Source organism: Sorangium sp. So ce321, from assembly GCF_051530195.1.
Classification (GTDB): domain Bacteria; phylum Myxococcota_A; class Polyangia; order Polyangiales; family Polyangiaceae; genus Sorangium.
The window spans coordinates 9,097,813-9,110,338 of the sequence record NZ_CP150329.1 but is presented as its reverse complement, the minus strand read 5'-3'; the positions used below and the strand labels follow the sequence as shown (position 1 = coordinate 9,110,338).

Annotated in this window: 5 protein-coding genes; 3 read left to right on the top strand and 2 right to left on the bottom strand. The window is 68.1% G+C overall.

Going from position 1 to position 12,526, the window contains the following annotated elements; translation table 11 throughout:
• The first annotated feature begins 9 nt into the window (after positions 1 to 9).
• From WME89_RS33550 to WME89_RS33540, 3 genes are read left to right on the top strand one after another with little or no spacing between them, the layout of a single operon-like run.
• Positions 10 to 1,173 carry a PEGA domain-containing protein gene (locus WME89_RS33550; protein WP_438003733.1) on the top strand — a complete coding sequence of 388 codons (1,164 nt, stop codon included), beginning with the start codon at positions 10 to 12 and terminating at the stop codon, positions 1,171 to 1,173.
• Between the two features lie 14 nt (positions 1,174 to 1,187).
• Complete coding sequence (locus WME89_RS33545; RefSeq protein ID WP_438003732.1) at positions 1,188 to 2,795, top strand: hypothetical protein; 1,608 nt, start codon at positions 1,188 to 1,190, stop codon at positions 2,793 to 2,795.
• A 37-nt stretch (positions 2,796 to 2,832) separates the two neighbouring features.
• On the top strand, positions 2,833 to 4,386 hold the full coding sequence (locus tag WME89_RS33540; protein ID WP_438003731.1) for a hypothetical protein: 1,554 nt from the start codon (positions 2,833 to 2,835) through the stop codon (positions 4,384 to 4,386).
• Positions 4,387 to 4,717: 331 nt separating this feature from the next.
• Here WME89_RS33540 and WME89_RS33535 read toward each other — a convergent pair whose 3' ends face one another.
• Both WME89_RS33535 and WME89_RS33530 read right to left on the bottom strand, forming a co-directional pair.
• Positions 4,718 to 5,413: a double-CXXCG motif protein gene (locus tag WME89_RS33535; protein ID WP_438003730.1), complete on the bottom strand. Its 696-nt coding sequence runs from the start codon at positions 5,411 to 5,413 to the stop codon at positions 4,718 to 4,720.
• A gap of 5 nt (positions 5,414 to 5,418) precedes the next feature.
• Positions 5,419 to 12,114, bottom strand: a complete 6,696-nt coding sequence (locus WME89_RS33530; protein WP_438003729.1) for an RHS repeat-associated core domain-containing protein — start codon at positions 12,112 to 12,114, stop codon at positions 5,419 to 5,421.
• Positions 12,115 to 12,526 lie beyond the last annotated feature (412 nt).

Below are 12,526 nucleotides of genomic sequence, written 5' to 3'. Positions count from 1 at the left end.
CGTCACCGGATGCGTCACATTGCGCATTCGCTCTCGATTCTTCTCGCGTTCGGGGCCGCAACAGGCTTCACGACATCTGCCAGCGCCGATGATGTCCCCCCGAAGGCGCAACAGGCTTCACGACATCTGCCAGCGCCGGCGACGTCCCCCTCGAAGGCGAGACCGAGCGACAGTTCATCGGTGAAAGAGCATGTTCGCCGTGGTCAGAGAGCGCGCAATGCAGGGCGGTGGATCGAGGCACACGCTGCGTACAAGGCTGCTTTCGAGGCGGCAGACCCGACGACAAGCACCGAGCGAGAGCGGGCGGAGATCGCCGGCGAGCTCGGCCTTTGCGAGGTCGCGCTGCACAGGTACCGAGACGCGGCCGAGCACCTTGCCAAGAGCCTCGAACAGCGCGAAGCGCTGCCGGAAGCGCTCGAGCGGCGATTCGAGGCAGGACAGCGCGATGCAAAGAAGCGCGTCGCTACGCTCGTGCTCGCGGTCGATCCGCCCGACGCCGAGGTGCTCATCGACGGCGAGCGCATCGGGCGGACCGCGCGGACCTACACGCTCTTCTTCGAGCCGGGCAACCACATGGTGCGCGCCCGAGCACCGGGCCACGCGGGCGGGTTTCAATCGTTCCTCGCCGTGGCGGGCGCGGAGCACGGAATCACGATGGAGCTGCCCCTTGCGGCGGCGGGCAGTGCCAAGGAGACCGCGCCGGTATCACCGAAGGAAACGCCGAAGGCCCTGAGCTCTTCGCCCGCTGTGCGGGGCCGGCCGCCCAGCCCCTGGACATCCTGGCCAGGCACCCTGCGCATCGCCGGTATCGGGTTGACCGTGGCGACAGGCTCGCTCGGTGCGGTCTTCATGGTTCGCGCGAGGAACGCCGACGGAGACCTGCACGAGCGGAACGCGAGGCTCGACGCCGCGGGGGTCTCTCAAGGGGCCTGTCGGGAAACGCCGAAGCCTTCCTCGTGCTCCGAGCTGACGGCTTTACGACGAGAGCGAGATCTCTTCGCCGGACTCGGAACGGCGATGGTGGTGACGAGCGGTGTGGTGGGCGCTGCGACCCTGGCTTCGTTCTTCACGGACTTCTCGTTTCTGCAGGCTGAACCGACGAAGGCTCGGCTTGCGCTGGTGCCGACGGTGACGCCGGCACAGGCGGGCATCGTGGCGTATGGCGCGTGGTGATCAGGAGCAAGGACATGCCTCTTCTCGAACGGCGACGAATGCGGCTGCTGCTCACCGTGGGCACCCTCTCCACGGTCGGCGTGGGCGGCGTCTCCGGCTGCGCTTACGACGATAGCTGCTATGAAGAACGCCTCTGCCTCACACCACCGAAGTCGCTCTGTGACGGCGACCCCGCCACGGCGATGGCGCTCAACGAATGCGGGGTGTTCGTCAGCGAGCAGGGCGACGACACGAGCCCCGGCACGAAGGAAGCGCCGGTCAAGACGCTCCAGCACGCAATCGGGCTCGCCACGCACGGGCCACGCAACGGCCAAGCGGCGACCCGGCGCGTGTACGCTTGCGGCGGGAGATTCGAGGAGAAGGTCACGCTGCCCTCGGGGGTCGACCTCTGGGGCGGGCGTCTCTGCGACATCGGCGGCGATTGGTCGTATGAGGGGTCGTTCGGCGGACCGAACCACCCGACGATCATCGCTCCGCCGGTGGGGATCCCGCTGCGCGTCATCGCGGGGGACGACGCGACCTCCCGAATCTTCGGCGTGCGCGCCGTGGCGGCGGATGCCTCGGCGCCCGATGAAAAGTCGTCGATCGCGATGATGCTGAGCTCGGGGGCCAGGGCGGTCGTGTGGGACAGCAAGATCATCGCGGGCAACGGCAAGGACGGGGAGCCGGGAGAAGACGCGCGCACCGAGCGGGCGACGGACGGCGTGCTGGGGAACGACGGCGCGGACGCCTGCACGGCGGGCTCCGCGAGGGGCGCGCTGCCCGTCGTGACCGTGTGCGAGGATGGTACCGAGTCCATCGGCGGCGACGGCGGCGACGGCGGGCTCGAGTCGGGGGGTGACGGTGCGCCGGGGCAGCCGGAGCCGGCGGAGAATCCGGAGGGCAACGGCCGCGCAGGGCTCGGCGCAGACGTCAGGAGATGCGAGGACGGGCGCCTGGGCGCACACGGCGCCAACGCCGGTCGTGCGGACGGCGCGATGGGCGTTGGCCACCTCGGCAAGGACGGATGGATCGGCGTCCGGGGCGAGGACGGGAAGCGAGGCGGCACCGGCCAGGGGGGCGGCGGCGGTGGCGGCAGCAAGTCGCGTGGGGACATGGTCGCGTGTCGGGCAGGCGGCCCCCAGGGGGGCGCTGCCGGCGGCTCGGGAGGGAGCGGCGGCTGTGGCGGTCGGGGCGGCCATGGCGGCGGATATGGCGGGGCGAGTATCGGAATCGTTGCGCTCGACGACACGGATCTGACGATCGGGGCCACCGACGTGATCACGGGCAAAGGCGGCCGTGGCGGCGTGGGCGGGAGGGGCCAAGCGGGGGGCATCGGGCGACGTGGCGGCCCTGGGGGTGCGGGATTTGGACCCGAGGGGTGGGACGCATGCAAAGGTGGCACGGGAGGCAACGGCGGTCGCGGAGGCGATGCCGGCGGCGGGCTGGGAGGCGCATCCATCGGCATCGCCTACGTCGTGCCCAACTTCGCCGTTCGACCCGGAACCACGATCAGCATAGGAGGCGCCGGTCACGGCGGCCTTGCGGGGAACGCCGGCGCCAGTGATGAGGTGGGCCAAGGGAGGCTCGGGCCTGTTGGTCCATTCCATGCGTTCAGCATGGAGAACGAACCGCCCCATTGACTCTTGCCCTGCGAGAGGTCGCCATCGAGGGATGCCCATGAGTCTGAATTCCGCGATCCTGCTGTTCTGTACGTTGACGCTCGCCGCGGCCGGTTGTGGGACCGCGCCGGGGGTGGACGACCCTGACGGCGGGCCGCCATGTGACGGTCGAGCGACGTGTGCAGGTGATCCCATCCCCGAGTCGGTCTGCCTGGAGCATCTTGCAGCGGGTCGGGCGACGGACGGCTGCGGCGTGTTCGTCGACTGGTTTTACCTTGGTGATGACGCGAACCCCGGCACGAAGGACAGGCCGGTTCGTTCCCTCCAGCGTGGCATCGAGCTTGCGCGCACCGGCAGCGGTCGCGTGCTCGTCACCTGGGATCCTTTCAACGAGTCCATCACGCTGCCCTCCGGGTTGGATATCTACGGAGGCTTCCAGCCCCTCGAATGGGAACGCACGGAGACGGTGACCCCGGTGCACGGCATGACCAAGCTCGCTCCCGCCTCGCCCGGGCACATCGCGCTCATCGTCGAGCCAGCCGGCGCCGGCGACACGGGGGCTACGGACGGGGTCTCGATCATCGACCACGTGCAAATCATGAGCTCGAAGCATGTCGGGATGATCGTTCGGTCGGGCACCGCGGTGGAGATCATCGGAAGTCAGATCCTGGGCACCCCCGCAGGGGGGGGCCGCGATGGGGAGGAATGGCCCTGGCCGAACCAGGCAGCGACGGGACCCGACGGGCAGTACGGGGGAGACGCGTGCTCGGCCGCCACGGTCCCGGGTGGGGCTGCGGCGGTAAACACCTGCGAAGACGGAATCCCGAGCATCGGCGGCCGAGGCGGTGACGGGTTTCCCGACGGGGCGGGCGACGGCGAGGACGGGCAACCGCGCGTGGAGTCAAAACCGACGTCCGGACGGGGGGGTGATGGGGACGTGCCAGGCGTCCATTGCGAACCAGGTCAAGTTGCGCTCCACGGCGAGCCGGGCACCGTCGGTGCATCGGGCAAGGGCCGCGGGCGGATCGACGAGACCGGATGGCACCCCGATAAGGCCGGCGACGGCAGCAGGGGGATGCCGGGCCAAGGCGGCGGCGGCGGCGGCGGGCGGCGGGGCGGGCTCGCGGTGTGCGGCGTGGCGTCCAAAGGGGGCGCCGGCGGCGGCTCCGGAGGCGCCGGCGGCTGCGGCGGTCGAGGCGGCCGAGGGGGCGAGAACGGCCAGCCGAGCATCGGGATCGTGGCGCTCCACGCCAAGGTGACGGTGCGCGACAGCGTCATCATCAGCTACGACGGGGGCCCAGGTGGGGACGGCGGGGTGCCGGAGGAAGGCGGCAAAGGCGGTCGAGGCGCGCCAGGCGGCGCTGCGGGGGACGGCACGTGGTCTTGCCAGGGGGCCAGCGGTGGTCTAGGCGGCCCCGGCGGCTACGGCGGCCCCGGGCGCGGCGGCGACTCGATCGGCATCGCCTACCTCGACGAGGACCAGCTCACCTTGGATGGCGTTACCTTCGAGCTAGGGCTGCCGGGCCCAGGCGGCACGAGCTGGGCTTGGTCTGGCGACGTGATCACGGGGGAGGACGGCGTCGCCGTCGAGACGCTTCGCTTCCGCGAATAGGTGCGAACTTTAGCTTCTTCGGTGGACTCTGAATCGACGCCAAGCGAGCAATCCAACTTGAGTCCACTCAGATCTGTGCATTGCATCGAGTTGTTGAGCACCTAGTTATACGGATTCTCCTGGAAGCGCCCGCGTTGTCCACGTCCGTCAAGTGCCAGTAGGCGAACCTCGTTCCGCTGTCGCGTTCGGCGATCACATGACCGTGCGTGTCGTGTTCGTAGGCCATGACCAACGGCGCCGCGTTGGCCGGCGCAGGCAGATGGAATCCAAGATTGCTTGTTCGTTGCTCGGCCATCACGTGAACACGAAACGCTTCTGCGATGCGGGCACATCAAACAGGAATCGCCACGAGGTTCGAAAAATTTGCACCGATAGTCTTCGCGACACGGTCGGTTACAACGATGATATTTGGATTGTGGTCAAGGAGTACAAAATCGGATCCATCCCAGCGCGTTTCGTCAACCGACAGGTCTTTGGGTGAGGGGAATCCACGACGCCCGCAGACTTCACAGAGCCGAATGCTGTCAGCTGTCGAACCCCGTCGCCACGCACGCCCATGGACAACAAGCTCCCACATTTCGACCTCTCCGCAGTCGGCAGGCAGATCAACATGCGCAAAGGACACGCCGCTGAGTCCCGCTGCTACCAGTGCGTCTCTCACACGGGAGCCAATCCATACCTGGCCAGGGATGGGATGCACGGCGTCTTCCTGGATCGCGGCTGTACAAGTTCCCATCGGTGGACCCAGCTCGGCACCGGGGGTTAGATCATCGGGAGACGCATGCAACAGATTGGCCCACTCGTCTCGAGCTAGTTTCCAATCCATCAACGGGAGAAAACGTACCCCGAAGAAGTCATCGGCCGTTGACGGCAATGAAACACGTAGTCGGTCGCTGGAGGACCAAGGGCCGCACAGATCACATGATATGCCCGGGATGCGGTAAGCTGCCGTCGACATCACGGGGTTGCGAGAGTTGTCTTCTTGATCGGATTGGTATTCCGGGTGCGTCAACTTGAAGAATTGCATTGTGCTCACCTATACGGCACAATCGGCAGACGGTTGAGCCCATACTCATCCATGAGACGTCCGCCAAATTGGTAGATGTCCTTGGCTGTTGCGTTCGGATTCGCCTCGATGAACTCGGCCCATCTCTGGTTGTAGCGTCCTGGTGTGTTCAGTTCGCCCCGACCATGAACACTGCTCAAATGGTGACCCTGGCTTATCTCTACGGTGAATTTGTCGATATCTACACCGCGCGCTTGAAAGAAGGTCTTGAATTTTTGCGGGAATATATGATGCCTCTGGATCTTCACCGGCGCGAGCAGCGCTGCTGGCGTCTGCGGTACTCCCACTGCAGCCGAGGGCGTGCCTTGTGGGCCTGTCGTTCCTGACCCGCTTGACATCAGCGCCTGCGACAGCCCCTGGAGCCCCGCCGCGATGTTGCCGACCCCACCGACGACGAGCCCGGTCGACACCGCGATCGCAGGCACACCGATCGCGGCGCCGATGCCGGTGGCGCTCGTGATGCCCCCGAAGACCTCCCCCGTCAAGCCCCCGATCGTGAGGGCGAGCCCACCCACGATCTGCCCGATGGCCAGGCCCATCCTGGCTTCCGGCGTCCCATGGGCCAGCACGCCCGCGGCATCCAGGAGCCCGTGCCCCACGCCGGCGAAAGGGACCGCCCCGAGCAACAACCCGGCGACGAACCCTCCCTCGATCTGGACATAGGGGTTCTGCGACCAGTCGATCGGCGCCGTGGTCACCGGCTGCGGCACATGCCCCGAGGCGCTCCCGGTCGTGCTCACGTCAACCGGCGCCGCCGCCGCGCCGACCTCCGCAGCCTCACGCGAACCTTCCACCTGACTGGGCACTGTCTTGAGGCATTCGAGGCCGCTGCAACTCAGGATGCGCTGAACCTCCGGATCGTTGACGAACTCCGGATTGACCGGAAGCGGGTACCCCGGCTCGAACCCGCTCGGATCCACGAAGTTGAGCGGGCTATTAAGAACGTAGCTGTACGGATTCCAACTCTGTGCGAAGGCCGGGAGCGACACGATCGGGTCCGTTGTCAAGAACCGCCCGACCTTGGGATCATAGACTCGGCCTTTCATGTTCACGAGCCCGAGTTCGTCGTCGCTCTCGTGCCCCGTGAACCCTTGCGTCGTCTTGCTGGAGAACGAAGCCGGCGCGCGCTCTCCCCACACGTGGTTCCTGCGTTGCCCGAACGGATCGTAGCTCCGCCGTTCGATCACGTCTCCGTCCTCGTCGGTGAGCGCATCGATGGATCCGAGGTGTTCGACGTGCACGTAGTGCGTGCCGTCGTCAGATCCGCCCCGGGTCACGATCGCCACCACCCGCTCCGGCGAGTGAACGTAATATTGATGCTCCACGGCGCCCGATCCCGCCTCGGTGACCCGCTCGTACAGGTCGTCGAAGTAGAGCGTCTCCCGCTCCGGGGTTGTCTTGCGGATCCGCTGCTGGTCGCCGTCGTAGCCGAACGTGATGGTGCGCGCGCCCTGCGTGATGCGCTCCGGCAGGTCGAACGGCGTATAATGCACCGTCGTGCCGCCGGGCCGCGCGATCTGATGGCCCACGGCGTTGTAGGCAAAGCTGTCCGTGCCCGCGCCGGTTACCGCGTGCGGGTGCAGCGGGTCATCGTAGGAGAGCGTTCCGACGTCCGACTTGAAGGTGAGATTACCGTTCGGGTCGTGGTCGTAGCTGAGCGCGCAGGGGGCCGAGGCGCGCTCGACGTCGCTGAAGTACGCGCAGGTCAGCCGCTGGAGCGCGTCGTGGCGGAAGCGCTCCGTCTTGTTCTCGGGCTGGAGCGCGTCGGTGCGGCGTGTGAGATTCAACAGAGCGTCGTACCCATACTCCAGGTCCTGCACCTCGCCCGCACCGTTCTCCGTCACCATCCGTCGGAGGCGCTGCTTGTCGGCGAAGTAGCTCCGCTCCGTGACAGCGTCGTTGCCGAACACCTCCTTCCGGAATCGCCCCGCGTCGTCCACATCCGTCAAGCGCCAGTAGGCAGGGCTCGTTCCGCTGTCGCGCACGGCGAGCAGATGGCCATGCGCGTCGTGGTCGTGCGCCACGACGAACGGCGCCGCGCCGGCCGGAACCGGATACGTGATCGTCTCGACGCGACCGAGATCGTCGTAGCCGAGCCTGCCCACCAGCGGAGCGCGTTCCCCGTCGATGCGGAGCGAGATCGTCTCGACCTGACCGAAGCGGGTGTACCCGTAGGTCTTCTCCGCGTCCGGGCTCATGAGCGTGTGGAGCTTGCCGATGCCGTGCGGTGCGGTGTCCCAGGTCCACGTGGTCGTCTGGCGCTCGGCGCCGTCCTGGTCCAAGCGCGAGCGGGGTCGACCGAGCGCGTCGTACGCCCACGTGGTCTCGCGCCCGAGCGCATCGGTCGATGTGATCAGCTCGCCGAAGCCGTCGTGCGTGGAGATCGTCGTGCCCCTGTCGGGATCGTCGAGCTGGCGGACGCGGCCGAGCGCGTCGCGCGTCATGCGCGTCACCGCGCGGCCCGGATCGGTGACCGTGTGCAGCAGGCCGAACGGGCCGTAGGTGTAGCGGGTGATCCCATCGGCCGCGTCGGTGATGGTCTCGATACGCCCCAGCGGATCCTGTTCGACCTCGGTCACGTGATCGAGCGGGTCGGTGACACGCACGCGCAAGCCGTCGTGCTCCGTCGTGATGACCGCGTTCCACGGCGTCGTATGCCGCACCTCACGGCCTACCGCGTCGTACTCGTAGCGGTCGTACAGGATCTCGCTCTCGGGCGTATCCTCGCTGACCGGCACCGAGCGCCGCGCGACGTACTCGCCCAACGGGTCGTACGCGATCTGCTGCATGATGCGCTTCGCATCGCCCGAGCGCTGCGGCGCCTCCGGTTCGGGCCCGTACCACCACCACCGGATCGGGCGGCCGAGGCCATCGAATTCGACCGTGTCGTCGGCCCCGCCGGTCGTAGTGCTCCGCTGCCTCACCCACCACGCGTCCTGCTCCGGGTCGCCGTCCTTGGTTCGGGAGAGCGTGACCGTCGTCGTCGTGCCGTCTGGGCGTCTCTCGACGCCGAGTCGCCCGAAGCCGTCGTACGCCCACCTCGTCACGAGCTGATTCGGATCGACCCGTTTGAGCAGCACGCCGAGCGCGTCGTCGAACTCGACGAGCGTGGTGTGCCTCGCCGCGTTCACGTACTTCTCGGGCAAGATGCCCTCCTCGTCGTACGCCGTGCTGGATGTCCGCTGGTGACCGAAGTCGTCCTCCGCCGTGACGCCGGTGATGTTCCCGAAGTCGTCACGCGCATAGATCAGCGTCAGCTTGGTGTCCGGCAGGCCGTCGTCGCTCTCGGTGGACTCGGTCTCTACCTCGCCGTAGATCGTGGTTGTTCGCGTGAGGGTCCGGCACTGCGACATCCCCGCCGCCGCGCTGCATTCCTCCTGCGCCTCGAGCTGGCCGAGGACCCAGCGCTCGGTGTCGTTCTTGAACCTCCGCGTGACCTCGAACGTCAGGTCGACGCCGCCCGTCGAGACCTCCTCGGCGCGCACGTTGCCGAACGTGTCGAAGTCCGTCACCTCCGATACCGAGTCACGCAGCAGCGTCGCGCCGTCGCCGCCGCGCTCGATCTCTCGCACGTACGCCTCGATGGCGGGCGTCGTGCCGCTCGGGGGCGGATAGACCCCTTGCGCTCGCCTCACCCGGCGCTCGGTCGGCAGCGTGAAGTACGTCGCGCCGTCGTTCGTCGGTACGAGCGTCCGCGTCACGTCGATGAACGAGAGCTCGATCTGGTCCGGCCTGGGCTGGTTCGGCAGCCCAGGAGCCCAGTGCCACGTCCGCTGGACGTGCCCCGCGAAGGGAAAGACCTGGAGCTCCTCGTCGAAGGTGACATGGTCGTAGGCCTCGAGCGTCGCGGCGCCCGTGTCCAGATCGGTGACGATCCGCTCCCCGAACCCGAGAAATCCGCGGCCCAGCCGGTGGTAGCGCCCGTCCCGGTAGCCGACCTCGAAGCGCCGCGGTCGGTCCGCGCCGTTGTTGAAGGCGTACGTGCTGACCACCCGACGAGGCCCAACGACACAGCGCCGCGGATAGCCGCAGTCGTCGGCCGCGCTGGACCGCGCGAGGTAGAGCGCGCTCCGCCGCGTCGGGTCCTCCGCGGCGCCTTCGCTCGTGACCGGCGCATCGCTCAGGTGGCCGTACGAGATGCTCACGTTGGGCACGAAGCCCGGCTCGGTCGGGTCGTGCGCGTTCATGCCGTCGGAGACCGCGACCAGGAGATCCTGGTCGGCCGAGAGGTTCTGGAAGACGTTGAACACGCCGCCGAGCGGCAGGATCACGTCCTGGGCCCCATCCCCGTTGACGTCGCCGGTGCGCGCCCCGCGTGGATCAGCGAGGGTGACGGCATCGCCGAGGCTGGCCTCGAACGGCACCCCTGCATCGACGAGCGTGAACGGCGGCCCCGCGTGGTCGCCGGTCGCCAGCAGGACGGCCCAGGACGGCAGCACATCGGAGCCACCCAGCAGCATGCCTGGTGGGACGGGCAGGAGGAGATCCTGCCGCCCGTCGCCATTGAAGTCGAGCGGCACGGCGAGCCCGAAGAACACATCTTGATCCGACACACCCAGCAAATCGCCGAAGCTGAACGCGCTCACGGTCCGGAACGGCGAAGCCACGAACGTCGGTCCTGTGTTGACGTAGGTGATGAGCGCGTGGTGGCTGAAGCCGGATTCCACGGCATCGGGTAGGCCATCGCCGTTCACGTCGAGGAAAACGACGCGGCCGCTGGGTCCAACGATGGGGAGCTCGGTGTCGATCACCTCCCAGCGGCCGTCGCCCCGGCGCATGATCGCGTCGTAGTTCGATCCGGTGAGGACCGTTCCGTCACCGAACCGCAGCAGGGATGGCACGATGAGATCGATCTTGCTGTCGGCGTCAACGTCGAGCGTGTGGAGCTCCGTATCGCAGGGATAGCCGGTCAGCAGCTCGATCGATTCGCGCGAGGGGTCGAATCCGGCGGGCGTCGCGCCGCGCGCAGGCCTCCAGAGGTGGACGGCCCACGCGGGGGAGACCGGGATCGGCGCCTGTCCCTCGCGGTCGTGGTCCTCGCACTGGATCAGATCCGGCGCGCCATCGCCGTCCAGGTCGGCCAGGTGCATCGAGGCGCCGGGGCTGCTCAGGTTCGGCGGTGCGGGCTTGGCCCCGAGCGGGAACGGTCGCCGGATGCCCGTGTCATGAAGCGCGAAGGTCCAGTCGGGCCGGGATAGAAGCACATGCCACGTGGTCTTGGCGTCGTAGACGTCGTGGAGCAGGACGTCCATGCGCCCATCGTCGTCGTAGTCCAGGACGGTCCCGAGCTCGGGCTGAAGAAGGACCGGATCGGAGGGCCCAGCCGGATCGACGACGAACGGCCACTCCTCGAGGAAGGCGAGCTCCGGCCTTGCGAGGTACGCCGGGGAGGCGCGCGGCCCGAGGTTTCGCGCCGCCCACCACGCGGTGATCGGATTCGACGGCGTGCTGAGCGCCGCGTCGCTGTCCGGGATCACGAGGTCGTCGAGCCCGTCGCCATCGACGTCGAACACCATGGGGCTCGCGAGTCTGGAGATCGGCTTGTCGACGTCCGTCGCCAGCCGCTCGAATCCGGGCTTCGCGTGGCTGTACTGAAAACGCGTGGGAGGCCTGCAGACCCCATCGCTCGCGCACTCCTCGACCTCGGTCAGCAGCGTCCGGCTCGTCGCCGGGCTTAGCTCGTAGCGGAATCCGTAGCTCCGGACCCGCGCATCGCCCGGGCCGAGCATCTGGATCTCCTCGAGGCGAAGCGAGCGCTGGAGCGCCATCCCGCCCGAGTAGCCGGTACGAATCGCGGCCGAATCCTTGGTTCCGTACACGAAGCGCACCGCGCGGGAAGGCTCGAGCGACGGCGTGCCCTCGAAGCTCGTGTAGCGGATCTCGTCCACCGCGTACTCGGCGGCATGGCCGTCCTCCGCCTCGGCGAGGCAGTACGCGTACGTCATGGCGTTGCCGCGGCCGTCGCGGGTCTCGTTCGCGAGCCACGCGCGCGGGACGCCGCCCCGCGCGAGCGGCTTGCTGCCCTCGGTGCGCCCGTACTCGACGACGCGGCCGGTAGGCAGGTACGCCTCGAAGAAGAGCGCCTCGGCGGGCGCACCATCTCCCGGAGGGTAGTGTCCGACCACCTTGACGAAGGTATCCGGGAACGTCCGGTACTCGATGGTTCCCGGCCCCTGTCCCACGGGAACGAGGCGCTGGCCGTCGAGGCAGAGCTTGTCGTCGCGATCGTACCGCACGCCGCGGATCTCCCCGTCTTGCGCGAGGTTGCTCGGACATCGCGTGATCGCCGACAGCCCGGCGAGGGAGAAGCCGACGCCGAGCACGCCATCGCCGCCGTCGCTGCGATAGACGAGCTGAATCCGGGGACCGACGCCCGCCCGCGCGGGCAGCGAGGCCAGGTCCATGGTGTACACGGCCTCCCCGGTGCTCGTGATGGAGAACGTCCCCGGGATGGTACCAGCGGCGACGGTCTCGACCTCCGGCGCGGGGCGCTCCACGGCAGGGCTGTGTGCCCTCTGGGTGCGGCAGGCGACGACGCCCTGACGCGGATCCATGGGCGGGTCGGCGAATATACACTGGCATCCCCCCTGCGAGAGCACGCAGGCGAGAAACATCAAGAGCGGGATTATCGCCCGGAGAACGCGTTGAAGAACGAGCGCCATCGCAGCCTCCCTCGCACCGAGGAGGCCATGGCGCGGCGACTCGAGTCAAGCGCCGGACCGGCGTCGGTACGCCCTCCCTATGCCGAGCTCAAGGCATTTATCACGCGCGGCAACAGGGATTGCACTGTGTCGATAACGCTTTCGGCCGTCCGCGCTGGAGGCGCAGCAAGGCGAGATCGATCGGACCACGCATCGCGCAGGTCCTCGCCAGGCATCCTACGCCGGTGCCGCGGACGCGTCGCGACGAGATCCTGCTGCTCGTGGCGCGGCTCGACGTGGACGCACACGGGTCGCGTTCTGCGCGACGCGCCTGCCGTGGCGCCCTCTCCGTGTCGCCTCCGCGGGCGGCGCCGACGGAGCGCGCAGAATTACCAAATCGAGCCCTTCGCGACCCCCCGTTTTCGGCCCCTCC